The 23926-nt window shown below is 55.1% G+C and carries 24 protein-coding genes and 2 pseudogenes; 19 read left to right on the top strand and 7 right to left on the bottom strand.

Annotated elements, in window-relative coordinates; all coding sequences use genetic code 11:
* Positions 1–168: 168 nt before the first annotated feature.
* A pseudogene (locus HUO07_RS20100) lies at positions 169–480 on the top strand (XdhC family protein); the annotation flags it as partial.
* Between the two features lie 172 nt (positions 481–652).
* On the opposite strand, the gene HUO07_RS20095 reads toward HUO07_RS20100, so the two are convergent.
* Positions 653–1504, bottom strand: coding sequence for a helix-turn-helix transcriptional regulator (locus HUO07_RS20095; protein WP_176304962.1), 852 nt, complete (start codon positions 1502–1504; stop codon positions 653–655).
* 190 nt (positions 1505–1694) lie between these two features.
* Between HUO07_RS20095 and HUO07_RS20090 the strand changes: the two genes are divergently transcribed.
* The 5 genes and pseudogenes from HUO07_RS20090 to HUO07_RS22315 all read left to right on the top strand — a co-directional run bounded on the left by HUO07_RS20090 (position 1695) and on the right by HUO07_RS22315 (position 4720).
* Positions 1695–2501 (top strand): TRAP transporter large permease subunit, encoded by an 807-nt coding sequence (locus tag HUO07_RS20090; protein WP_217908982.1) that lies wholly within the window; start codon positions 1695–1697, stop codon positions 2499–2501.
* A 237-nt stretch (positions 2502–2738) separates the two neighbouring features.
* A complete protein-coding gene (locus HUO07_RS20085; RefSeq protein ID WP_176304961.1) occupies positions 2739–3734 on the top strand; it encodes a TAXI family TRAP transporter solute-binding subunit in 996 nt (331 codons plus the stop codon).
* 30 nt (positions 3735–3764) lie between these two features.
* A pseudogene (locus tag HUO07_RS21915) lies at positions 3765–4124 on the top strand (thiamine pyrophosphate-binding protein); the annotation flags it as partial.
* 111 nt (positions 4125–4235) lie between these two features.
* The gene (locus HUO07_RS21910; protein WP_340162512.1) at positions 4236–4562 is read left to right on the top strand and encodes a hypothetical protein; all 327 of its coding nucleotides are present in this window, start codon (positions 4236–4238) and stop codon (positions 4560–4562) included.
* A gap of 11 nt (positions 4563–4573) precedes the next feature.
* Positions 4574–4720 carry a thiamine pyrophosphate-dependent enzyme gene (locus HUO07_RS22315; protein ID WP_176304960.1) on the top strand — a complete coding sequence of 49 codons (147 nt, stop codon included), beginning with the start codon at positions 4574–4576 and terminating at the stop codon, positions 4718–4720.
* Positions 4721–4909: 189 nt separating this feature from the next.
* Here the strand turns inward: HUO07_RS22315 and HUO07_RS20070 are convergent, their stop codons facing one another.
* From HUO07_RS20070 to HUO07_RS22165, 5 genes are all read right to left on the bottom strand, one after another.
* Positions 4910–5659, bottom strand: coding sequence for an SDR family NAD(P)-dependent oxidoreductase (locus tag HUO07_RS20070; protein ID WP_246286894.1), 750 nt, complete (start codon positions 5657–5659; stop codon positions 4910–4912).
* A gap of 29 nt (positions 5660–5688) precedes the next feature.
* Positions 5689–6951: a TRAP transporter large permease gene (locus HUO07_RS20065; RefSeq protein WP_176304958.1), complete on the bottom strand. Its 1263-nt coding sequence runs from the start codon at positions 6949–6951 to the stop codon at positions 5689–5691.
* Between the two features lie 3 nt (positions 6952–6954).
* Entirely contained in the window at positions 6955–7527 is a 573-nt protein-coding gene (locus HUO07_RS20060; RefSeq protein WP_176304957.1) for a TRAP transporter small permease, read from the bottom strand.
* A gap of 62 nt (positions 7528–7589) precedes the next feature.
* Entirely contained in the window at positions 7590–8561 is a 972-nt protein-coding gene (locus HUO07_RS20055) for a TRAP transporter substrate-binding protein (protein WP_176304956.1), read from the bottom strand.
* A gap of 467 nt (positions 8562–9028) precedes the next feature.
* Positions 9029–9163, bottom strand: coding sequence for a hypothetical protein (locus HUO07_RS22165; protein WP_340162513.1), 135 nt, complete (start codon positions 9161–9163; stop codon positions 9029–9031).
* On the opposite strand from HUO07_RS22165, the gene HUO07_RS20050 reads away from it, so the two are divergent.
* The 6 genes from HUO07_RS20050 to HUO07_RS20025 all read left to right on the top strand — a co-directional run bounded on the left by HUO07_RS20050 (position 9101) and on the right by HUO07_RS20025 (position 16123).
* Positions 9101–10426: a UbiD family decarboxylase gene (locus tag HUO07_RS20050; protein ID WP_340162511.1), complete on the top strand. Its 1326-nt coding sequence runs from the start codon at positions 9101–9103 to the stop codon at positions 10424–10426. The two genes, HUO07_RS22165 and HUO07_RS20050, sit on opposite strands and share 63 nt — an antisense overlap.
* Positions 10427–10615: 189 nt before the next feature.
* Positions 10616–12058, top strand: a complete 1443-nt coding sequence (locus HUO07_RS20045; RefSeq protein WP_176304954.1) for an aldehyde dehydrogenase family protein — start codon at positions 10616–10618, stop codon at positions 12056–12058.
* A gap of 21 nt (positions 12059–12079) precedes the next feature.
* The gene (locus HUO07_RS20040) at positions 12080–13030 is read left to right on the top strand and encodes a LysR family transcriptional regulator (RefSeq protein WP_176304953.1); all 951 of its coding nucleotides are present in this window, start codon (positions 12080–12082) and stop codon (positions 13028–13030) included.
* Positions 13017–13652 carry a UbiX family flavin prenyltransferase gene (locus HUO07_RS20035; RefSeq protein WP_176304952.1) on the top strand — a complete coding sequence of 212 codons (636 nt, stop codon included), beginning with the start codon at positions 13017–13019 and terminating at the stop codon, positions 13650–13652. The genes HUO07_RS20040 and HUO07_RS20035 overlap by 14 nt, the downstream gene beginning before the upstream one ends.
* Positions 13653–14179: 527 nt before the next feature.
* Positions 14180–15148: an XdhC family protein gene (locus tag HUO07_RS20030; RefSeq protein ID WP_176304951.1), complete on the top strand. Its 969-nt coding sequence runs from the start codon at positions 14180–14182 to the stop codon at positions 15146–15148.
* 114 nt (positions 15149–15262) lie between these two features.
* The gene (locus HUO07_RS20025; protein WP_176304950.1) at positions 15263–16123 is read left to right on the top strand and encodes a helix-turn-helix transcriptional regulator; all 861 of its coding nucleotides are present in this window, start codon (positions 15263–15265) and stop codon (positions 16121–16123) included.
* 387 nt (positions 16124–16510) lie between these two features.
* Here HUO07_RS20025 and HUO07_RS20020 read toward each other — a convergent pair whose 3' ends face one another.
* Positions 16511–16690 carry a hypothetical protein gene (locus HUO07_RS20020; protein ID WP_217908979.1) on the bottom strand — a complete coding sequence of 60 codons (180 nt, stop codon included), beginning with the start codon at positions 16688–16690 and terminating at the stop codon, positions 16511–16513.
* Between the two features lie 119 nt (positions 16691–16809).
* On the opposite strand from HUO07_RS20020, the gene HUO07_RS20015 reads away from it, so the two are divergent.
* From HUO07_RS20015 to HUO07_RS19990, 7 genes are all read left to right on the top strand, one after another.
* A complete protein-coding gene (locus HUO07_RS20015; protein WP_176304949.1) occupies positions 16810–18696 on the top strand; it encodes an FAD-dependent monooxygenase in 1887 nt (628 codons plus the stop codon).
* Between the two features lie 223 nt (positions 18697–18919).
* Positions 18920–19930, top strand: coding sequence for a TRAP transporter substrate-binding protein (locus tag HUO07_RS20010; protein ID WP_246286892.1), 1011 nt, complete (start codon positions 18920–18922; stop codon positions 19928–19930).
* A gap of 52 nt (positions 19931–19982) precedes the next feature.
* Entirely contained in the window at positions 19983–20501 is a 519-nt protein-coding gene (locus HUO07_RS20005; RefSeq protein ID WP_176304948.1) for a TRAP transporter small permease, read from the top strand.
* A 4-nt stretch (positions 20502–20505) separates the two neighbouring features.
* Entirely contained in the window at positions 20506–21765 is a 1260-nt protein-coding gene (locus HUO07_RS20000; protein WP_176304947.1) for a TRAP transporter large permease, read from the top strand.
* Positions 21766–21895: 130 nt separating this feature from the next.
* Complete coding sequence (locus HUO07_RS19995; protein ID WP_176304946.1) at positions 21896–22369, top strand: MarR family winged helix-turn-helix transcriptional regulator; 474 nt, start codon at positions 21896–21898, stop codon at positions 22367–22369.
* Positions 22370–22546: 177 nt separating this feature from the next.
* Positions 22547–22894, top strand: a complete 348-nt coding sequence (locus HUO07_RS22310) for a hypothetical protein (RefSeq protein ID WP_422822708.1) — start codon at positions 22547–22549, stop codon at positions 22892–22894.
* A 375-nt stretch (positions 22895–23269) separates the two neighbouring features.
* Positions 23270–23716, top strand: coding sequence for a hypothetical protein (locus tag HUO07_RS19990; protein ID WP_176304945.1), 447 nt, complete (start codon positions 23270–23272; stop codon positions 23714–23716).
* Positions 23717–23926: the final 210 nt, after the last annotated feature.

Here is a 23926-nt window from a genome sequence, read left to right as displayed (position 1 = left end):
CCTAACCAAAATGCTTGAGTGGAATTGAGGTCGCGACTCATGATGATCTCCAATGCTAAAGAGACCACCAGTGTGATCAGTCAACAATAAGGTGGGTAGATGGGGTTTATGGCGCGCTTACGAAATACTCAACATTTTTACGATTGAAGGAGTCGATATTCAGGCCGTATTGCCTCGGGTAACTGCCACGAGGCAACTGCTGTAGTAGCGCTTACTCATGATCCACGTATTGATGATTTGGCTATGGTCGAGGCAGTGCGTACTCCTGCCTTATATATAGGTGTTATGGGGTCTCGTAAGACTTCTGATAAGCGAGCTACACGTTTGATGAGGTCTGGAGGGTTAAGTAAAGAATATATAGCACGAATCCGAATGCCAATTGGGCTAGACCTAGGTAGTAAGACTCCGTCTGAAATAGCATTGGCTGTGATGGCGGACGTAGTAAGAACCTTTAATGGGAAAATGCGAGAAGCTTTATGAGCGTGCTGCGTTTTATACGTTTGCCTGCAAAATAGTTCTTCCTGGCTTATGTGTTTGGTCCCGTGAAGTAATGGTTCGGGTCGTTTTTAAAGAGTGTGTTAGCCTGCTTAGAAAGTCTAAAAAGATATCAGTTGATAATTTTTCTTCGTACAGAATTCACGCCTTCAGTTGATTAATAGGTGGCGTAGCTATCAATGGCTCGCTGATATTGGCTAGGGGAAGCACCAATATGACGGCGGAAGAATCTAGTGAAATTTCCCTGCTCAGAAAATCCTAAATTTTCTGAAAGGTTCCCTAAAGTACAGGCCCGGTTATCTGATAGCCACTGGAAGGCAGTTTGCATTTTTCCAATATTGGCCATCATTTGAGGCGTCATGCCAGTATTTTGCTTAAATAAAGAAAAAAAACGTGCCCTCGACAAGCCACATTGCTGGGCGATGGCATGCATATCTATCTCACTAAGGCTATTTCTAAGAATGATTTCTCTAGCCTTGAGTATGCGAGCATCATAAAAATCATTTTTACTTACCCCTATGCGTGAGAGGTGACACATCTCTGAATATCTCTCAGTGATACCTACCATAAAATCAAATAACAATTCTTCCAATTTGTCGCGAGGGACAGTATCGAATGTAAACACTTCTGTTATTAGCAATTCTGCCTTGTGACGTATATCAGTGGTTAGTTCAATACATGGCTGGGAGAAAAAGTCAGGACGCCCACTCAAGGCTAGATTGCGATTTAGTGTAGCTAGCCATTTAGGCTCAATATATAAAGCTAGGATCAATGTATCCTTAGCGCCTTTCTGGTGATCGTAGAAATGGGGCTCCCAAGCGTTAACGAGAACAGCCGTTTTGTCGGTTAGCGGCTGGCGACGGTTACGGACTGAAAAAAAAGTATCCTCTCCTGATACCTTAAGTAGCACGTGGCACTCGGAATGAGCATGGGGTACCAACATCCCATCCATGCTCAATAGAGCAACGCGTCCAAATTTCCCATGAAAGATACGGTATGCACTTGACATGGTTACCTCATAATAAAATTTACTATGATTGAAGTTTATCATTTCTGCCAGCCACTCTCAGATCACTTCGACCAATGGGGCATATAGACTTTCGTATCCTGCTGTTCTATGTCGCCTTGTACTTCGTAGTAGATCTGCTGGCCCGTCGCAAGGGGCTGATCGGCCTGGAGAAAAGCGAGCTAAATATCAGTTGGACAAGCGTCGCCAAGCGCTTATACCGGTTATCATGCTGGTCTACCAGATCATGTCCGGACGCGCGCTGAGCTCCGCCACCCTTGATGCCATACGGGTTACCATCGTGTTTGGCCTGATTACCCAGCTGCTCGAAGGCTTTAGGGCCACAGGCATAAACGGCGCTTTCAAGTCCATGCGTAACGTTTTAGTCGATTCGCTCAAGGCTCTAGATAGCGGTTCGCGCGGGGCCATTGTCGTGGCCATTCCTTGCGCCGGGGCCGGCATCGTCGTCGGCATCGCCTCGGCCACCAACCTGGGCCTGACCTTCGGTTCTTTCGTCACCGCGCTATCTGGTGGCATGCTGATTCCAGCGCTGTTACTGGTGATGCTCATGGTCATCGTTATGGGTATGGGTATGGGTATGGGTATGGGCATGGGTATGGGCATGCCCACCACCGCGGCATACATCATGGGTGCCATACTTGCCATTCCGGCTTTGGACAAGCTGGGCATCCCAGCGCTATCTGCACATTTTTTCGTTCTGTATTTCGCTGCCCTGTCAATGGTTACCCCCCCCGGTCGCGCTGGCCGCGTTCGTCGCAGGGGGCATCGCCAAGGCCAATATCTGGAAAACCGGCTGGGTAGCGTTCCGCTACAGTTTGGCCGGATTCTTGGTAGCTTTCGCCTTCGTTTTCAGCCCAGCGCTGCTGCTACAGGGCGAATGGATACGCATTATTCCATCAGTGCTCACTGCAATTACCGGCTGCTATGCGCTGGCTGGCTGCGTCGCGGGATACCTGAGAGCGAGAAACACACCCCTTGAATCGGTGCTGTTGCTGATTGCTGCAGTGCTGCTCATCGCGCCCGTGCTCAAAGCCTCGGCAGCGGGTCTGGTGATGCTGGGTGCGGTATGGGCCTGGCAGAGCCACAAGGCAAGGTTCGCCTCCAGGGGAGCGGAGTTGGAAAGATCGCGCACCTGAAGGTGTCCCTACGCACGGCCGACTGTGCTCATAAAACGGCAAATGGTCAGGCCAACATCTTTACCTAGAGAGAACAAAAAATGTTCAACACACTGAAAAAGCATACTTTGTTTATCATTCTCGGTGGCGCCCTCGCTTTCTCCAGCAATGCCATGGCCGACGATCCGGTGAACGTGACGTTCGCCGCTGGCCCCACCGGCACAACTTGGTACGCCTATGCAGGCGCCATGCGCACCGAGATGCTCAACAGTCTGCCCGCCAGCTCTACCGTCGACATCCTCGGCACTCCAATGGCCATCGCCAACACCAAGCTGCTGACGGCCGAGCGCGTCGACATCGGCCTGATCTTCCCGCCCGTGGCTGCTTGGGCTACCGACGGCTTCGGCCCCTTCGACAAAAAAATCGACAATGTGCTGGGCTTGGTCGGCGGCCTCAATCAGTACTACCAACGCATCACCGTACAGAACGACAGCCCGATCACCTCGATTACCGAGATCAAGGAGAAAAAGCTGGCTGTTAGCATCGGTACCGGCCCGCAGGGCAGTCTCAACGAGTACATCGCCAGACTGATCCTAGAAGCCAATGGCCTGACCTATGAAGACATCGAGTCCTACGGCGGTAGCATCAGCAAGTCGAGCCTGAGCATCCTGCAGGATCAGTTCGGTGACAAGCAGCTGGACATGATCATCGGCATCACCACCGAAGGTCATCCGAACACCGCCCAGCTTTCCATAGCGCCCGGTCAGCGCTTCCTGAGCCTGAGTGAAGATGCAATCAAGTTCCTGGAAAATTACGGTTTCGCGCAGGCCCCCATGCCAGCGAATATGTTCGAAGGACAGAATAACACCGTGGAAGGGGTCGGCTTCAGCACCTCACTGTATGCCAACGCCAGTGTCTCTGAAGACGATGCCTATCAGATCACCAAGGCGGTAATGGAGAGTCAGGAGAATCTACAGCGCTCGTTCGGCTCGATGAAGGGCTGGACCGCTGAAGGCTCGGCTACCAAGATCAACCTCTCCACCCCGCTGCATCCAGGCGTGAAGAAGTACTACCAGGAAGTTGGCTTGCTGAAATAAGCAGGCCTACCGTGAGGCAGGAGTAATCGAATGACTGGCACTCAGGAATTCATGACCGGCGGACAGGCCATCGTCGAGCTGTTTCGGCGCAACGGCATCGACCGTGTCTTCACCGTGCCTGGCGAAAGCTTCTTGCCGGTAATAGATGCCTTGCATGATGCACCCGATATCGACCTAATGGTTTGCTGACAGGAAGGCGGCGCCTCAATGATGGCCGAGGCGCATGCCAAGGCCACGGGGTGCCCGGGCGTCTGCTTTGTGACACGCGGTCCGGGTTGCGCCAACGCACTGGCGGGCCTGCACGTCGCCTCACAGGATTCGACACCGCTGATGGTGTTCGTCGGTCAGGTGCCGCGCAGTTTTAAACAACGCGAAGCTTGGCAGGAAGTGGACGTCCACGCCCTCTTCGACTCCGTCGCAAAATGGGCCATCGATATCCAGGAAACCGAACGCCTACCCGAGTATCTAAGCCGGGCGTTTGCCACCGCTCAGTCGGGTCGCATGGGCCCAGTGGTAATGGGCCTGCCCGAAGATCTATTGTACCAAACACTTTCACCGGTGGAGTTGGCTGGCTCCACCGCTGTGCAGGGTTACCCATCCCCGCGCGACATGCACCTGCTGGAGAGCCTGTTGAGCGCAGCACGTCATCCACTGATGGTAGTCGGCGGATCCGGTTGGACGGCCGAGAGTCGACAGCAGCTGGAGAGCTTCGTCGAAAAGCGCGTCCTACCGGTGGTCACCGCGTTCCGTCGTCAGGACCGTTTCGATAACAGCCACGCCCATTATGACGGCGATGCTGGCCTGGTCGCCGCTACGGCACTGACCTGATAAATCCGGACATGCTGCAACTGGCCCGAGCCTTCGGGGCGGGGGCGGCACGTGTAGAGAGCACCGAGGAATTTGCCGACATCTTCGAGCATGCCCAGGCGACAAACCGGCCCTTCCTCATCGAAGTGATCATTGATCCATCCATTCTACGCCCTTAATCGGCTCCGTCTCCTCCGCCTTCGGATACCTTCTCCCAGTGAGAGATGGAACTGAGCATACTACTTCCTACGCCTAACTCAACCTTCCCACGGCAGCTTCAGTGCCCCCCAGGAGATAGGCCCGCAGCACTACGTAGAAAGGGCCGCGATCACTCGCAGCCCTTTAAGTACAGCCTAGGTAACGCCGAATCAGTGCATCACCGATCCACCGTCCACAACCACCGTCTCGCCAGTCATAAAAGCGCTCTCATCCGAGGCCAGGAATAGCAGCGGGCCGATCAGATCCTCCGGCATCTGGTCGCGCTTGATCGCCCGGCTGGCGATAACTGGTGCTGTGAGCCGTTCACGCATTTCGGCGTTGGCCACCACACCTTCGCTCAGTACCAGCCCCGGAGCTAGTGTATTGACCGCAATGCCATGGTCGCCCAACTCACGTGCCAGCGCACGAGTAAGCGACAGAATCGCCCCCTTTGAGGTGACGTAATGTAGAAGGTTAGGTGTGCCCTTGAAGGGTGTGCCTGAGGAAATGTTGATAATCCGCCCGTACTTCTGCGCTCTCATGTGCGGCGCGACAGCACGGGCGCAGACGAACGGCCCGCGCACATTTACCGCCATTACCTTGTCCCATTCGTCGAGATCGATTTCCTCGAAGGACTGCATCTTCAGCGAAGCGTAAATAGCGGCGTTGTTGATCAACACGTCGATGCGGCCGAAGCGCTCAACTGCCGCAGTGGCCATCGCAGCCGCCGAGCGCTCATCCGAAACGTCCGTGGTGATTGTCAGTGCTTGGGCGCCGCTCGCTTCGATCTCTGCGACCACCGATGAGCCGTCTAGCACGTCCGCTACTACTACATGCGCGCCTTCCGCCGCTATAGCCTTGGCGTAGACGGCACCGATACCTTGGGCAGCACCGGTAATAATTACGACCTTACCTTTCATTCGATTCATGGGTTCTCCTACTAGTGGGTTTAGGAAATGAAGGCGGTGACTAGCCAGGGCTGCCAAGAAATCAGTACCATCACTAGCAGCGTGATGAGCAGGAAGGGCAGCAGCGGCCGCATGATATCGCCAGGCCGGCAGCCGGTAACGCGAGAGGCCACGTACAGCGCTGCGCCGACAGGTGGCGTAAGCAGGCCTAGAGTCAGGTTGATACACATGACCACGCCCAAGTGATAGGCGTTGATACCGTACACCGATTCGGCCACCGGCAAGACGATGGGCACCAGCAGAATCAACGCGGCGATGCCATCAATGACCATGCCAACCACCAGCAACAATGCGATAAGAAGCAACATGTAGACGAAGGGATCGGACGTCATGCCCTGCATGATCGTACCGAGTTGTTGAGGAATCTGTTCATACACTATCACCCAACCGAACACTGCGGCTGCAGCGACTAGCGCTAGCACCACACCGCTGTTGATACCCACGCGAAGTAGCATGCCACCCATTCGGTCAAGCTTCATTTCACCATGGGCGAAGCGCCCGACCAGCACAGCCATGGCTGCACCCACAGCTGCGGCTTCGGTCGGCGTGGCGATGCCGCCAATGATGCTGCCGATCATCACCACCGGAACACTGAGCGACGGGAGGCTGCCGAGCACGTTCTGCACCATCTGTGTGGGAGTCAACCGTTCGCTCGGTGGGTATTGATAAACGAAGCCCAGCAGGGCAATCACTAGGATGAAACCGGCGGCCATCAGCAGGCCCGGCACAATGCCGGCAATGAATAGATCACCGATGGAAATCTGTGCAAGCACGCCGAAGATTACGAACAACATCGATGGGGGGATCACCGGTGCCAGCAGCGCGCCGGCCGCCGTCGTGGCGGTGGCAAAGTTGCGGTCGTAGCCCTTACTGTGCATCTCTGGAACCATCACTTGTGACATCACCGCGACTTGGGCATTGGCCGAGCCGACGATCGAGGCAAGCATCATGTTGGCGAGTATGTTGATGTAGGCCAGCCCGCCCTTCACAGAACCAAGGAAGACCGAAGCAAAGGCAACTAGCCGCTTGGTTATGCCGCCCTCGTTCATGAGCTCGCCGACCAACATAAACAATGGAATAGCTAGTAAACCGTAGTTATCTAGCCCCCCAAATAACTGCTGAGGATAGGAGAGATATAATACGCTGTTACCGCTAGACAGGATGTAGATCAAGGCGCTAACTGACAACACCAGCGCGATCGGCACACCGATGAAGAGCAGCACTACAAAGAGTCCGATAACCATTTCCTATTTCCCCGAGTCAGAGGCCGATGATGGCCCGGCGCCCCGCACAGAGTACGGTTCGCGCAGACTATCGAGCAGGTTGGCCAGTGCGTGTACGCTACTAGTCAAGGCTACCAGCGGCAGGATCATCCAGAACCAAAACTTGGGCACGCCCAGTGTCGCGGTTGGCTCTTGGTACACAAAGTTGAAGGAATCGGCTGCGAAGGCGTCGACATTGAAACCGTTTCGCCACAGCGCTAAGGGGTCGAACCACATATAGCAGAGTACCAGCAGCGCCACGGCAAAACCGAGCACCACTAAGTCGGCGGCGCATTGGAGCACATTGCTCACATTTTTTGGAACGGTATCAATCAGAAGCGTAACGGCTACAGCCTCGCGCGTCTGTAAGGTCACTGCCAGTCCCACCATGGCCAGCCAGACCATGGTCAGAACCGCCAGTTCATCGAGCCAGAAGATCGGCACTTTAAGTGCACGGCTAGCGACGTTGATCAGAATCATCAGCGGCAAAATCACTACTAACACACGCAGCGCGGCCCTTTCGGCACGACCAATCGTGTTGCTTAGCGCACGGATCATAGCCATCTCTCCGAATAAAACTGGGGTAAAAGCCCCGCAGGTCGCGTCGCGGGGCTTAGAAGTTATAGGTCGGCCGCTTCCCGGCGCAGATCAACGAGCTCCGGGGTCTTCTCTTGCCAGATATCTTCCCACTGTTGCAACGTATCACCGAAAAACTCAGGGCCTACAGGCGTCACCTTAACTCCAGCTTGTTCGATCCTAGTCTGTGTATCGGCCTCAGCCTTTTCATAGTGGGCTGTTAGGGTGCTGAGGTGTTTGCGGGTCAGCTCGCGAATCATGCCTCGGTCTTTTTCACTCATTTGCGCCCAGAGTCGCCCCGACATCAAACCAATGACTGGAAACATCATATGGTTGCTCTGTAGCACGGTATTGGCACGCTCGTAGAGACGCAGTTTCCAGATCAGCTCAAGATCAGCATCCACCCCGTCGACTTGCCCGTTGGCCAGCGCGTCATATACATCGGTGACAGGCATAGGCGTCGAGGCGGCGTCGAGTAGGCGGTAGAAGTCCTGCACTGGAGGAAACGGCGTGATACGAATCTTTCGACCGCCGATAGCTTCGACCGTGTCGGTCGGAAAAGCATTTAACATCAGTCGCATTCCCGCCACGCCATAACCGAGACCGACGACGCCAGCCTTGGCCGGAAGCTGGTCTAGCATCGCCTGGGCAGTCTCGCCATTGAGTAACTGGCCAGCCTGAACTACATCACGTACGAGATAAGGGGCGAACAACGCACCGAAATCCGGCACCCGGTTGGCAACCTCGGCGGCAGTCAAGAACGCAATGTCGAGTGCGCCGGTCTGCAGTTGCTGGAGCATTCGTGCCTCGTTGCCGAGCTGGCCGGCAGGGAAGACAACCACGTTATATTGGCCATCCGAGCGCTCCTTAAGCTCCTCGCCCATAGCTTGCGCGGCTTGAGTCCAAGCATGGGTGCCTGGGACGATTAGGCCTAGGCGTAGGTCTTTGGCCATCGCACTGGCGCTGAAGACCGCAGCGAAACCTAGTGTGCAAAGCAATCTAATTGTTATCTTCATAGTCCACCTTTTTTTTATGTATTGTCATTTAATGGGCGGCTGAACCAAACGGGCAGATTAAACCGCTGCAACAGGGCGCTTCTGCCAACTTCGAGGCATGGTCGTCTGATGCCTCCTACCAACTCCCACCAACTAACTGGGAAATAAGGAAGTTATTTTTGCCGGCCCGACGCACTTCTTATTGTTCAAGAACCTAGCACAAGTCCTCTTTCATCGAACATTAATAAATAGTGATGCGTGAAATCACTGAAAGTTATGGGCCTCGATAGATAAGTAACGAAACCGATATCGTGGATGTTTTATTCGAAAATGCATGCTAAATAATGTAGGGCATCGCCGATACTGATGGCGGGCATCAAAAAAGCTTAATATGCAGGGTTTCACAACATTCCTAGAATGGCCGAAATAATAATTGTGAGAAAATTGCCATGCCATCTATCCCGTCATCTTCGGCCAATTCCGCCTCATCAACCCTGCCGCTTGGTGCCTGCCTCCGCGGTTGGCTGGATCATCTCCAGCGCAATCAGCGGCTGAGTATCATCCGCCCAGGTATTAACCTCAGCTTTGGGGTCGCGGGCATCGCCAACCGGTTGGATGGCCAAAGCGCATCATTATTTATAAAGCCCGGAGGGCATGAGATTCCGATAATTTCAGGGTTGTTGTCGGATCGTCGATGGATGGCCGAAGCGATGGGCGTCGAACCCAGTCAGGTGCTAGAGCGTTTTGAGCACGCCTGCCTCGAGCCACTGCCTTGGCTTGAAACAGCCGAGCCCAGTTGTCAACAGGTGGTTCACCACGAGGTTAACCTGCTCGGCCAACTGCCGATTCCTATACACAACGAACATGACAGTGGCGCCTATATTACGGCGGGTCTTTTAATAACCCGCAATCCGCACACCGGTGTGCAAAACGTATCCATCCATCGACTGCAGGTCAGCGGCTCCGACCGCCTCGGTGCGCTGCTGTTACCCCGCCATACCCTGGCCTACTTTCAGGAGTCAGAGCGCAATAACGATGATCTTGAGGTCGCCGTGGTGGTCGGATGCGACCCGCTGACGCTGATGGCATCGCAAGCCATCGTGCCGATCGACCATGACGAACTTGAGATTGCTGGCGCTCTACACGGCCGTCCGCTGTCGGTGGCCAAGTGTGTGACCAACCGAATCCGCGTACCAGCCGAGGCGGAAATTGTCATTGAAGGCCGCCTGCTGGCCAACGCCCGTGAGGAAGAGGGGCCCTTCGGCGAATTTCCGCAGTACTACGGCGAGCGCGCCGAACGTCATGTGATCAAAGTGGATGCCATCACTCACCGTCAGGCCCCGATGTTCCACACCATCGTGGGTGGCAGCCTTGAGCATTTGCTTCTCGGCGGCATCCCACGCGAGGCGACGATGCTTGCGCACCTGCGGCGCAGCTTCCCCTCAGTACGCGACGTGCATCTGGCGCGCGGTGGCGTTTGCCGCTATCACCTCTATATACAGATTGAAAAGCGCTCGGAGGGAGAGGCGAAAAATGTGATCCTAGGCGCACTTGGTGGACACTATGATATCAAGCACGTGGTGGTGGTCGATACCGATGTCGACATCCACACCCCCGCCGAGGTCGAGTGGGCGGTGGCGACGCGCTTCCAGGCTGATCGTGACTTAGTATTGATCCATGAATCGCAGGGCTCCAAACTAGATCCTTCCACCCGTGACGGAATCGGATCGAAGATGGGCTTAGATGCCACCGTATCATTGACGGCTCCAGCGATGCGCTTCAAGCGAATCCATGTCCCTGGCGAGGCCGAGGTGGATCTCACTGCGGTCGCCCAGGCGGCGGGCGCCGACTGGCAGCAATTATTCGGTAAGCCGAGCAACAGCTGACCGATAACAAGGCACATGACGACACGCTCACTTCTCTGAACACTCAATAGCAAGCGCATCTCCAGAACGACATTTCACAAGTTATCGTTTCGGGATGCCACCTGTTTGGGGTGATCACAATAAAGAGCGCAGAGACCTTTGTCAGCGACTAAACAATCACAAAATACCTTCGCCGGACAGGAGAAACAGATGCAACAGGCCCAACACTTTATTGATGGAAAATGGCAAGGCAACGGCCAGTGGGCCGACAGTCTTGATCCTGCCAACGGCGAACTCATCGGACGTTTCGCAGATGGCGGCGAGGCCCAAGCACGCGCCGCTGTCGATGCTGCCGTGCGGGCCTTCGAGAATCCGCAGTGGTCACAAAACCCCCGCCTGCGCCAGCAGCTAATGCTGGATTGGGCTGCCGCCCTAAAAAGCCGCCAGGAAGCGCTTGCCCAGTTGCTCACGCGTGAGAACGGTAAGGCTCTGGCGCAATCGCGCGGCGAGATCGGCGGAGCCATTTCAGAAATTCTTTATTACGCTGGCCTCGCGCGGCACAACCCAGGGCATGTGCTCGAAGTGGCGCCTGGTGAATTCTCCACCATGCTGCGCGAGCCGGCCGGCGTGGCCGGGCTTATTATCCCCTGGAACGCACCGGCGGTACTGCTAGTGCGCGCGCTGGCCCCGGCGCTGGCCGCTGGCTGCACCTGCGTGGTTAAGCCAGCGCAGCAGACCGCTCTGTTTACTGCAGACTTCCTCGCACCACTGTTGGAACTGCCTGGCTTGGCGCCCGGGGTGGTCAACTTATTCGCCGAAACCGGCCACTCCGGCGCGGCCCATCTGGTCGCCACGCCGAAGGTCGACGTGCTCAGTTTCACCGGCTCCACCGCGACTGGTACACGGATTATGCAGGATGCCGCACCGACTATGAAGAAGCTATCGTTGGAATTGGGCGGCAAATCCTGCTGCCTGGTGCTGGACGACGCCGACGTGGCGACAGTGGCGCCCAAGCTCGCCGCCGCCGCAACCATCATCTCCGGCCAGCAGTGTACCGCCGCTCGGCGCGTACTGGTCCACGCCAGCCGCTCGGCGGAAATGAAACAGGCATTGGCTGTGGCGCTTAGTGAAATTCGCCTAGGTCATGGCCTGGATGCAGCGACCCAAATGGGCCCTTTGATCGACCAAGAATCGTGTGAGTGGGTCGAGCAACGCATACGCGAATCGATGGACAGCTGCGACGAGGTGGTGCTGGCTGGCGGCCGTCCAGGAGGTGCGCTGGACAGCGGAGCCTTTCTCTCTCCGACGCTGATCGCTCATCAGGACAGCGGCGCTTTTTTCTGTCAGGAGGAAATCTTTGGCCCACTACTGGTGCTGGAAACTTTTGAGGACGAGGCCGAAGCAGTGCGTCGCGCAAATCACACCGAGTTCGGTCTCTCAGCCAGCGTCTGGACCCATGACGGCGCCCGAGCCCTACGTATGGCCCGGTCACTGCGCAACGGCACGGTATGGATCAACGACCATAACAAGCTGTTCGCTGAAGCTGAAACCGGAGGCTACCGAAAGAGTGGCCTAGGACGCCTGCATGGCTACGATGCACTGTTAGATTTTACAGAACTCAAGCACGTCTATCAGAATATCGGAACCCTATAGACCGACATTGATGAGGCTGTAATGGAACTGCGTCAGCTGAAGTACTTTACCTGTCTGTATGAGGAAGGGTCGGTGACCAAAGCGGCGCAGAGGTTGAACATTGTTCAACCGGCCCTTTCGATGCAGATCTCCAAGCTGGAAGAGGAGCTCGGTCAGCCATTGTTCGAGCGTACTCCTAAGGGAATGACACCAACAGAAGCAGGTGTGCAGGCCTATCGACTGTTCATGCCAATCCTCGGCGGGCTTCTTGAAGCGCGGCAAACACTGATCGACCGCAGCGGTAAGATTGGTGGGCGGATCAACGCCGGACTGATTGCCTCGGCAGCCAACCAAGCTCTGGCCAGCACGCTAGCCTACTTCGTCGAGAACCATCCGGACGTCGAGCTGCAGATTAGTTACGGCTACAGCCAAGATCTGATTGATAGGGTCCTATCCGGTACACTGGACTTCGCAGTGATTAACCAGAGCTTTCAACAAGAACACCTAAACCGTATCGATATCCTCAATGAGGAATTGCTGATCGCCTGCAGTGCCACTACGCGATTGCGCGTTCCGCTGCCGGTTTCACTCAAAGCTCTTGGTCAACTCAAACTCGTCCTTCCATCTCGCCGTCACGGCTTGCGCATTGTGATCGATCAAGTGCTGGCGGCCCAAGGCATCGAGCTAGCACCGCACATGGAACTTGATGACTTAACGGTGATTGAGAGCTTCCTGAGACGCAGTGACTGGGTTAGCGTGCTGCCAGCAACCGTGCTACAGCGAGGCCTTGAAGAAGGTGCTGTACGCGCCTACCCAATAGCGTCGCCCGGTATTACTCGGCGAATGGTTTGCGTGCATGACAGCCGGAGGCCCCTCACCCCGGCGGCCATGCTATTTATCGACATAATCAGTAAAACGCTAGGCACGGCGCTAGAAGCCATCCATTTCTTCAAGGAAGGCACCACTCAGGATACAGACAATGAACTCAGCTAACCCCTCCCCGCAGCGACTAATTATTGGTATTTCTGGCGCATCAGGGGCTGTCTACGGGCTTCGTCTGCTGGAGTTATTGCGTGACACGCCGATCGAGACGCACCTAGTGGTGTCGAAATCAGCGCTGATCACGCTGACCCACGAGACAGGACTATCATGGTCACAACTCAAACCGCTGGCGAAGGTGTGCTACTCCAACCAGGACATTGGTGCGGCCATAGCCAGCGGTTCATTCAAGACCATGGGTATGCTCATTGCTCCATGTTCGGTACGCTCAATGTCGGAGATCGCTAGTGGCGTGACCTCCACGCTGCTAACCCGTGCCGCCGACGTGATCCTCAAGGAGCATCGGCGCTTGGTACTAATGGTCCGCGAGACGCCGCTTCACCGGAACCACCTGCGTACCATGACCGAACTGGCCGAGCTGGGCGCCATCATCGCCCCGCCGGTACCGGCATTTTACGCCAAGCCGGCCTCGCTTAACGAGATGGTCGACCATACGCTCGGCCGTGTACTCGACCTGTTCGATATCGAACTCGGTGTAGTCAAGCGCTGGGGCGAAAAATCGGATGGCTTACCGAACCTTGATGGGGCCGAGCCGGGAAGCCATTCCTTAGATTGAGGCTGCCTAGGCCCTTGTGCAACAAGACGAGCACGGAGCTGGTCGAACCCTTAGGTCGCAGGAACTGATATTTGAGTCTGGCTATGGTGGTCTCGAGGAATTGTCGGCGTGTCATCAAATTCGATTCCGGCTATCAGTACCTCAAGGGTTAACTGACTGGAACAGTCCTCTTATAGTGCAGCCATTAATAGAATAAGATGACAAACGATCTCACCACTCCCGAGTTCAAGGGCTAAACCTAGATAAATGAGGCACAGTGCAACATAAAAAAACTGATTCAGGGCAAGCCCTGTTGATCCCTGAGAGCAGCATGAGTCTGAGCTGCGGTGAAAAAAGGGGCCTTGGGCTAAGCCAGAGCAATTATCAAACGCCGCTAGAGCCGGTGCTACAACGAAGAACGGCCACATCGGTCTCTTAGCTATAAAATCCGGGCATACTCTTCAGTAGCAACGTGGATGTGCAGAACCGTAAACATTACAGACTTACGCGGCGCCTCATGCGACCGCGCTCATAACGAGGATGCTGTTATGCGTCAACTCGACCTTCAGGTCGTTCACACCGCTTTGCAGTGGGCTCGCAAGGGTCACTCCTTTTGGCTGTGCACGGTGCTTTCAACCTACGGCTCGGCACCCCGTACACCCGGCGCGATGCTGGCCGTGCGAGCGGACGGCCAACTCATCGGCTCCCTTTCGGGCGGCTGCGTCGAGGAGGCCTTTCTCGAAAGTCTCGCTGACGGCGAGCTGCGTGCACCGACCCAGATCGTCCTGTATGGGGAGAGCGATGAAGAGCGTCAGCGGCTGCAACTGCCGTGCGGCGGTGTTCTTAAGGTACTAGTCGAGCATCGCGCACCGGACAAAACTTGGGTCGACCATCTGCAGGGCATGTACAACGCACTGCTCGGCCAACGTCGGTTGGTGCGTGAACTCGACCTGTCCTCCGGTGCCTTCGTGCTCATGGCGGACGACCATGGCGGCGAGATTGCGCAGCTCGTGAACGAACGCGTGCGAATACGCATCGGCCCTGTGCTTAGGCTGATTCTTGCCGGGTTGTCGCCAGTGGCCGAATACTGCGCCAGCTTCGCTCGTACCATCGGCTGTGAGGTGATTGCCTGTGATCCGCGCGAAGAGATGCTGCGACGCCCACCCGAGGGAGTTCAAGTACATCCAGTGCTGCCTTCCGAATTCATCGCCGCTGGCCATTGCCACGAAGCTACCGCTGTGGTCGCACTGACCCACGACCCACGCATCGACGACCTGGCGCTGATGGAAGCAGTGCGCTCTCCGGCCTTTTACATCGGTGCTATGGGCTCGCGGCAAACCTCCATCCGGCGTGCTGAACGGCTGATCCGGGTCGGCGGACTGTCTTCACAGCAGATCGCGCGTATCCACATGCCCATCGGGCTTGACCTCGGCAGCAAAACGCCTGCCGAGATCGCCTTGTCAGTGGTCGCCGACGTACTGCGCGTTTATCACGGGAAAGGTCGCGATGCGCTCTGAAACGAAAGTAGTAGACTTGTCGCTGGTCGACCTACACCTGCCGCGGCAGGTTGGGTGATAAACTTATAGAGCACACCATCCTGCCACTACACCCACGACCATAAGGAGCTAGCGATGTCCACCGCGCAACGCGTCTTCCACGGCAAGTTCGGGAGAGTCGCCCTCCTCGATATGGACCGACCACTTGTAACCCATTCGCACCACGAATGCCATGTGCTGGTGAAGGTGTCAGGCTCCGACACATTTTTCAACGTCAATGGCCATCAAGTACCTCTTACCGACCGCAATGCGGTACTGATCAACGCTTGGCAGCCGCATTTCTTTGATTACCAGCCCAGCGCCGAGCAGACACAGATTCTCGCGCTCTATATCGAACCGGCCTGGCTGGCTGAAGCCCAGCATACGTTAGCCCTGAGCTCGCATCCGGGATTTTTTGCACAGCCTAGTATTGAGCTTAACAGCAAGAAACGGGCGATGGCCGACCGGTTAATAGCCGAGGCCTATAGTGCCGGGCTAATTCCACGCGAACACATTGAATTTTTACTATTTGATTTTCTAATCGAGCTTATCGAGGATTTCTCTCAATGGAAGCACCTGTGCCACCTCGGCACTCAGATGCGCCAAGGATTCAATGATGCACGCATCCGCCGTGCTTGCGCCTACCTGCAAACCCATCTTGACGATCCTGATTGCGTTGCCAACGCTGCGAAGGCCGCCGGGTTATCCCGTGCGCACTTCTTTACCTTATTTCGCAAAGACACTGGCATGACACCAAGGCTCATGCTAAATGATGCGAGAATGCGGCGGGCCTTCATTTGGCTTGAGCGAGAGCGCAGCGGTACTCTAGGCCAACTCGCAGAGAACCTTGGCTTTACCGAGCAGGGTCACTTTACTCGGTTCTTCCGCCAACACATTGGAGCATCTCCAAGCCAGTATCGATGTGTAGTGGACAGTTATTGGACAGGAGATATGTGACCACGATAGTGTGAACCACAAGATGTTCGCGAGACTAGCTAAACGAACATACAGATAAAAGAACTTGCTCTTTGTGCGTTTGAATATGAGCTCGTACAAAAAAGCGACAAAAACTGAGACTAAAATCGACACTCACCGCAATCGGGCAAATCGAAACATAAAGTGGTGAAGTGCCACCACACTAACATTGCCGATTCCCGGCTTGACCACCTGCATAAGCTCACTCGCCAGATCATCAACGAGTGACCTTTCCCCTAGATTAGTACCACTGTCTCAATGAGATTCTCCACATTATCCAGCTCTTTGAGCATATGCAACGGGCGGTAAATAACTTAACTGATGCTCGTGTTGAATTAGACATCGATATCAGGTCATTCAAGCTGGTATTTAGCCAATCTTTAGTACCGGTTTGACAGTCGTGCCATTTTTGGAGTCTTCGAAGGCTTGGTTAATCTGATCCGCTGGGTAGAACTTGACCAGCTTATCGAAAGGAAAGCGGCCTTCTTTGTAGTAGGCCACCAACTGAGGGGTGAATACCCGTGGTACCGTCGCCCTGCTAACAAACATTTTAGCCAAGCCTACCTCAGCTCAATCAAAAGTCTAATTGCACCATCGTCATTAAATCACAACACTGATGATCACAATACTGATCAAATGCAAAATGATTTTTTTGACGAGGCTCTGCCATGCAATTCCATCTCAACGGCTTTCAGACTGGCGACCCTAAGCGCTATGAACCAGCCAGCACGCTCGCCAACTCCGACCAGTTACCCGAAGAGGTTGATGTACTGATCGTCGGTTCCGGTCCTGCCGGATTGCTGCTGGCGGCGCAGCTCTCGACCTTTCCGGAAATCGTCACCCGCGTGGTGGAGAAGGCCGAGGGGGCCCTTGAGGTGGGACGCGCCGACGGTATCGCCTGCCGCACCGTGGAGATGTTCGAGGCCTTCGGCCTGGCCGAGCGGCTGACCACAGAAGCCTACTGGATTAACGAGACCCACTTCTGGGGTCCGGCCCCCGGTGACAAGTCACGGATTACCCGGCTCGGCCGCGTGCAGGACGTGCGCGATGGCCTCTCCGAGTTCCCCCACGTGATCGTCAACCAGGCCCGCCTTCTCGACTTCCTGCTGGAGTACATGCACAACTCCCCCAGTCGCCTGCAGGTCGACTACAGCCACGAAACGCTCAAGGTGGAGGTGCCCGAGGGCGCTGACGAGCGGGTTGCCGTGACACTCAACACACCCAAGGGCAAGAAGACCGTCCGAGCCAGGTACGTGGTCGGCTGCGACGGCGCACACAGCGTCGTGCGAGAGTCCATCGGTCGCGTGGCCCAGGGCCACGGCGAGGACAAAGCGTGGGGCGTGATGGATGTTCTGGCGGTGACTGACTTCCCCGACATCCGCTTCAAGTGCACGATTCAGTCTGCCGAGGCGGGCAATATCCTGCTGATCCCCCGCGAAGGCGGTTATATGGTCCGGCTCTACGTCGACATGGGGAATATCGCCCCGGACGCCTGGCTGACCAAGGAACAGGTGCTTAAGAAGGCCCAGGCAGTGCTAGCGCCCTACACCTTCGATGTGAAGGAGATCGCCTGGTTCTCCGTCTACCGGGTCGGCCACCGTGTCACTGACAAGTTCGATGATGTCGACGATGACCAGATGGACAACCGTACGCCGCGGGTCTTCATCGCCGGTGATGCATGCCACACCCACACCGCCAAGGCAGGCCAAGGCATGAACGTGTCGATGCAAGACACATTCAACCTTGGCTGGAAATTGATGTCCGTGCTGCAAGGCCGCAGCCCGGCCAGCCTGCTGCACACCTACAACGCTGAGCGCCACGTCATCGCGGAAAACCTGATCGAGATGGATACCAGCTGGTCACGGGCGATCGGAGCTGCCCAGGGCTCCGACGACCCGCAGGGGGCCATGAAAGGTCTGGCCGAGGTGCAGCGCCAATTCGTCACTAACAGCGAGTTCACCGCGGGGTTTGCCACTCACTACGCGCCTGACCTTCTCACCGGCGACGACACTCATCTAGGGCTTGCCACCGGATTTCCGCCTGGGCGCCGCTTCCATTCGGCCGAGGTCATCCGGCTCGGCGATGCCAAGAAGGTTCATCTCGGGCACGTCCATCGCGCCGACGGCCGCTGGCGGCTCTATGCTTTCGCCGACATGGTCGACCCGAGAAATCCAGGGTCGCGGTTTAACCAGTTAATGGATTTCCTTGCCAGCAAGGCCTCGCCGATTCGCTGCTTCACCCCGCAAGGGGCCGACCCGGACGCGATCTTCGACGTCCATGGCATCATCCAGCAGTCCCATCTCGAAGTGGACTGGACCGACATGCACGACGTCCTCAAGCCGCACAAGGGTGCCCTCGGACTTCAGGACTACCAGAAGGCCCACGCCCCTGTGCTGGGTACCGATCAGGATATCTTCGACCTGCGGGGCATCGACCGTGGCGCTGGCGCGCTGGTCGTAGTGCGGCCGGATCAGTACGTCGCTCTCGTACTCCCCTTGGATGCCCATGACGAACTCGCCGCCTACTTCGACCGATTCATGCTAAATGCCCAGTAAGTAGACGTTACGGGCACTCCAGCTAACGCTGCCTGCCCTCCTTTGCAGGAGGCGTTATCGACCTTCGGTTAATTGATCAGTATTATGATTATCATAATGCTGATCTAACTGGGCACACCTCATTTAGCACGATTTAACCACCCGCGCGGAGCGAACCCAGTCCGAACTGCACGGTTTTTCAGCGTAAGACAAAGCTTTAACCCTGACAGCCACGAGGCTCACAATGATAACTAAGACTCGCTTTAACGACTTTTCCAAAACCCTTCTTTCCACGATGTTAGTAGCCACGAGCGCCGCCGCTAGCACGCAAGCATTCGCAGCAGAGCTGCGTTTAGGCATGATCACACCGCCCCAGCATATCTGGACGCAAACCGCCGAGCGGTTCGCTGAAACGGTTGCTGAGCAAAGTGACGGCGAGCTTACAGTAGAGCTCTTTCCCTCTGGGCAAATGGGCGATGAATCGGCCATGTTCTCCCAAATGGAAACCGGGTTACTGGATATGGGCATTATGACGGCAGCGCTCACAAGCCAACGCGAACCCTCCATTGTCGGCTGGTTTACGCCGTTTCAATTTGACAGCGTAGAGCAAGCGGCCAAAGCCGCCAAGACAAATGCAGCTCAGCTGATGCTTGAGAACCTTGAGAGTAAAGGCCTGCATGCTTTCGGTTATACTTTTGCGGGCATGCGCCACATGCTTATGCGCGAAAGCGCTGTTGAAAGCGCTGAGGATGTTAGCGGCAAAAACATGCGCATTATCCCCTTTGCGGCGATGAATACCTGGTGGCGTGCCGTTGAGGCTCGGCCGACCCCAATCAGCCTGCCAGATGTTTACCAAGGCCTCCAAAACGGCATGCTTGACGGTGTGGATATCGACCTTGATGCCTTGGTAGGCTCAGGCTTCTACGAAGTAGCTGAACACTTAACATTGACTAGCCATATGGCTTTTCCTGCGGTGTCGGTGATGAGTCAAGCCTCTCGTGCATCGCTTAGTGACGCAGAACGCCAGCTAGTGGATACCGCCATGGAAGACGCACTCGCCTGGGGCATTGAAGCACAAATTGAAGCGGAAGCGCGCAACCGCGCCATGCTCGAAAAGCGGATTACAGTGACCGAGCTAGCAGATGCTGAAAGCGTGTTTAGCACGGCTAACCAGGCTTTCGCTGAGCGCTTTGGCGGCCATCCGATTATCCAAGCGTTCCAAAAGCAGTCAAATGAACTTCTTAACGCTAAATAAAAATGCGTCAGGGCGCACCTGCGCCCCGCACTGCCCCGCAAGGATTTCCTCGATGCATTCTCCCTATGATACGTGGCTTACCCGGGCGAGCCGACACCTAGCCCGGGTTGAGCAATTTGCTTGCAGTGGGCTTATCATCGCCTTCAGCGTACTTTTGATGGTGAATGTGATTGCCCGCTATGTGTTTAACAGTCCGCTATTTTTTGCCAACGAACTCGCCGTTTATATCTTGATCTGGATGGCGTTTCTGGCGGTGTCTGTTGCCATTCATCATGACCAGCATGTGCGATTGACCATGCTGATGGGGATCCTACCAAAAACCGCTCAGCGCATTTGCTACTGGCTGACGGAGCTACTTTGTGTGGCCATTTTGGCGACTATATTGTGGTACGCCATCGTCTGGCTACGCTCGCCGTCGGTCAGCTATGACATCGCCATTACCTTGGATTGGCCCAAGTGGCACTTCTACCTCATTGTGCCGCTTTTCTGCGCCACGTCGATATTCCACCTTATCGCTAGGCTCTCGGATCGCTCACGCGTGAATTTTATACTAGCTGACGACGAGGAGTGACCTAATGACACTTCTGGCTTTTCTGGTATTGATGCTGCTCGGCATGCCAATTGCTTTTGTCCTACTGGGCTCAACGCTCACCTTTATCATTACATCAGGTAACTATCGTCTGCTTGAAAACCTGCCCCAGGTAATTTTTAGCTCGTTAGACGTCTTTGACTTGCTGGCAATTCCTCTATTTATACTGTTAGGGGAAGTCATGAACGAGGGCGGCATAACACGACGCATTATTACCGCGGCCCGTGCTTGGTTTGCCTGGGTTCCTCATAGCATTGCCTACGTATCGCTCACTTCAAATTTAATGCTTGCTTCTATTATGGGTTCGGCCACGGCGCAAATCGCCATTATGAGCCGAGTGATGACCCCGGAAATGGAGCGTGACGGCTACGATAGAGGCTTTGCTGCAGCACTGACGGCTGGGGCTGGCCTGCTAGGGCCCATAATTCCACCTTCGATGGTGTTTATTATCTATGGCGTCATTGCCCAGGTGTCGATTGGTGCCATGTTTATGGGCGGCATACTCCCCGGGCTGGTGCTGTTTGTACTAATCAGCGGGCTTATTGCAATCATTGCGCGCCGTGCGCGAAAAAACCCCGCTGGTGAACGAAAAAGCATTCCTCTATGGCGAGCGACGCGAAGCGCCCTCTTCACTCTCAGTATTCCCGTCGTCATTGTGGGCGGGATCGCGTTTGGGGTTGTCACGCCAACGGAGTCTGCCGCTGCCGCCACGTTAATGGCGGTGATTATCGGTAGCGTGTTTTTTCGCGAGCTAAAATGGGGGCAACTGCCGGGGGTGTTAAGCCGTACGGCACGCAATACTGCGATCGTCCTTTTTTTGATTGCCGCTGCCAAGGCTTTTGGGTGGGTGTTAGTGTATAACCAAATCCCACAGCAGGTGGCCGAGTTGCTGCAGAACACCACCGAAAGCCCGTTGGTATTTATGCTGCTGGTATTCGTGATGCTGATATTAGTGGGGATGGTGCTCGACGGCATCGCCGCGCTGATCATTTTGGTGCCTATTTTACTGCCGGTAGCACAGCAGAGCTATGGCATTGATCCGGTTCATTTTGGGATAGTCACCTGCATGACGCTAAGCTTAGGGCTTTTAACACCCCCAGTCGGCGCCGGTCTCTATGTGGCCTCGGCCATTAGTAACGTCAGTTTACCCCGTATCACGAAATGGATACTTCCTTTCATTGTAGCGGCCTGTCTCGTCATTCTCGCGGTGATCTTTAACCCATGGATGGTTAGCCTATTCAGCTAACACCTTGAGTGATTTTTGGCCCCTTCTTCTGCCCAGCGGTTCAAGGCTGGGCAGACACTATTTCAACAGTGCCAGCTGCTGCGACTTCTGATATGGTCACGGCGTGTTCTCACCCACGATAAGAACTGATATGACGCGATCCCCGCTTTCTGAAGCTTACGACCTGCCCGGCAACCTGCTACGGCGATGCCACCAAATTAGCGTGGCGATCTTCTTGCGCAAGTGCGAGGCCCTTAAGCTGACTCAGCTGCAATACATTATTCTTTCCGCGCTTGAAGAGATGGGCACTAGTGACCAAATCACGTTGGGCGGATATACCGCCCTAGATCGTAATACCGTGGCGGTCGTGGTGCGTAAACTTGAGGAACGAGGACTCGTCTCGCGTCACCGAAACCCTGAAGATCGCCGCTCAATGGTCGTCAAGCTGACCCAAGAGGGAGAGTCTCTACGCGAAGCCGCTGAGCCTGCCGTTGAAGAAGTGCAACAAGATATATTGGCGCCGCTAGCTCCTGATGAGCAGGAAGTACTGTTAAAGCTGTTACAGAAATTAGCGAGTGACAATAACCACCTGAGTCGTGTTCCAGTGCGCTTAAATGAAAACTAGGCCCAACCCGTAAACTCCCAGAAAATAATCTTGGTGATAAGTGATGGGATTGTAAACTCAGCAAGAAGCGACATCTCACATGCGTAATGCACGCGTTACGAACAGCCAAATTATGGTAATTCTGCAGTAAGTCGAGTTGGACTAAGTAGTACCGGAGCTTAGTCGCAGCCTAGAGGACTGGCTTGGTCAAGGTCTTCGCTTAACCGTCGTTGGTATGTTCATCGTAAAGGATCTGCTCAACTTCCTGGTCGGCTCCGGGCACGACCAAGCGTTGACCACCATTCTGATCATACGGCCTACCCGATCTGTTGTAACCGCCAAACCGCCGAACTGGCCTTACTGTTTGGTGACAGCTTCAACAATATCATCTATACCGGGAACGCCTTAGAAATCCTGGACATCGCCAAGATCAACTATGGCAAATGGCTGAAATTCATTGCCTCGCTGATGCTGATCTGGTGCACCGCTGTCGCTATTTCTCAGCATACCTCTGTTAATACTCTTTATCCATTTTGCTCACCATAGGTACAACTTGACCAGGTATCCCATAAATGCGGATACCTGGTCTTTTTGTCTATCGCAAGAACAGTGCCAGCATGGATGCATCCCAGGCATCGCATGAGAAAAACAAGGCATTTTAACTCGGAAAGCCCAAAGGATAGTCTGCCGAAGGCCTCGATACCTACGTCGTTGGCTAGCCAATAACAATCCAACAACAGGATATTATGTCTTCATGATACTTCGACTTACGCCTCTTGCGATCGCCTTCGTTACCGGCTCTCTGGTAGTTTCTCCTCTAGCCTCAGCCCTCAAGATCACGCCGGAAACACCACAGCTAGCGTTTATGGCTATGCCAAGCTGGATATCATTCAGGATCTGGATGTCGACCTCGGAAATGCTGTGAACCCTGGAGCGATTCGAGCGGATGGAGACACTGGTCCCAACGGACATAGCACTCTGCACGTCTATCAAAGCCAAAGCAGTTTCGGCATCGCCACCTCCACGCCGACAGACAGAGGCGTTCTGAAGACCCGCATTGAGGGAGATTTCTTCGGCAGTGATGGCGGTGAGTTCCGCCTGCGCCATGCCTATGGTGAGTGGAACGGCCTGCTGGCCGGCCAGACCAAAACCAACTTCGGCAGCGACCGCTTCATCGGCTACACCCCCAACTGTGGACTTCAATGGTCAGGTCGGCCAGGCACAGCTGGGGCGTCTCGCACAACTGCGCTACAGCCATGGGGGCTTCGCCGTCGCTTTGGAAGATCCCAGCGGTTTCATTGGCGCTACAACCCTGCCAGTGGATACATCTCTAATAAGGCCACACTGATAATCAAACGCAACGGCTAGGGCAACAAAACGCAACACATGTGGAGAAGTGCAACGGCTGACCTAATGCGAAACCTTTAGGATAAGCAGCGTCAACGCGTAAAGCCTTTTTGTGGGTTAGCAGGAGATATGGCACAACGGCCTAATGTGGGACTATAAACAACAAATAGGGATAAGCTGGGATAAGAGGCGAAATTTAGAGCCTTAAATTCAGAAGGTTACGAACACAGC

This window comes from Vreelandella maris, from assembly GCF_013371085.1.
GTDB lineage: Bacteria > Pseudomonadota > Gammaproteobacteria > Pseudomonadales > Halomonadaceae > Vreelandella > Vreelandella maris.
This window is presented reverse-complemented; position numbering and strand designations above follow the sequence as displayed.